Annotated in this window: 1 protein-coding gene and 1 pseudogene; both read right to left on the bottom strand. The window is 44.7% G+C overall.

Annotated features, from left to right (window positions below; genetic code table 11):
• Positions 1-480: type II secretion system protein GspM (gspM, locus tag R7Q11_RS25480; RefSeq protein WP_225466912.1), on the bottom strand; the 480-nt coding region annotated here is incomplete at its 3' end.
• Positions 477-852: pseudogene (locus R7Q11_RS25475) on the bottom strand (MSHA biogenesis protein MshI); the annotation flags it as partial. The gene gspM and the pseudogene R7Q11_RS25475, both read right to left, overlap by 4 nt.

The following is an 852-nucleotide window of genomic DNA, read 5'->3' as shown; positions in this document are numbered from 1 at the left end:
CATGCGTACTGGGTGTACGTAGTAGCCAGAGTATTGTGATGCTTCTTTATCTTCTGTGATCGGCTCAGATGGCAGAGTCTGCAATGACACCAAGTGAATGCCACTTTGCTGCTCTAATACGCTCTCTAATACGCCCGCCATTTGTGAAGGCGTTACCAAGTGTTCAATAATTTGCGACAACTGCATCGAAAGATGCTGACTTTCCGTCAACAGGTTGGAAATTTCCAAATCAATATCTGCGTTTGGATCTTTCTTCAATTGAGCCTTAACCCGTAAAATATCAATTTCTGTTTTTTGGTTTGACTGCTTTAAGTTACTCAGCTGTCTTTCATTGTTTGAGATCTGATTGAGCTTAGGTTCTAGCACCAACGTAAACAGCAACATAACTACAGTCACGAAGCCACACAGCGCCACCAGCATTTTCTCGCGCGCGCTCATGTCTCCAAAGCGCTCTTCTAATGAGCTCCAGAATTCGTTCATTTATCTTTATCCTCGCGCGTTTTCAACTCAAACGTCACTATGTCTTTCTCATTGCGACCGATTTTCACGTCGTCAAATGTTCTCCCAACAAGACTGATCTCATTCTTGAACTGGCTTACCCAACTCGGCACTGAACTCGGAGCTTTCGCTAAGCCTTTTAAATCCAAGATGTTGTTGTTGATGCGAATTTCGGATAAAGAGATTTCTTGGTTGCCCAATTTTGCTAATGACTGCATCACACCTGAGTAACCCGTGCGTTGCGAATCATCGTACTTGCCCACCGCTTTCAAGGAGTCTCGCTTAGCTTTGACTTCACGCTCTAGACGCGCTTTGGCCGCTAACTTATTTGGATCAGGCTGATGCTTACGCAGC

It is taken from the genome of Vibrio sp. 970, assembly GCF_033339075.1.
This window is presented reverse-complemented; position numbering and strand designations above follow the sequence as displayed.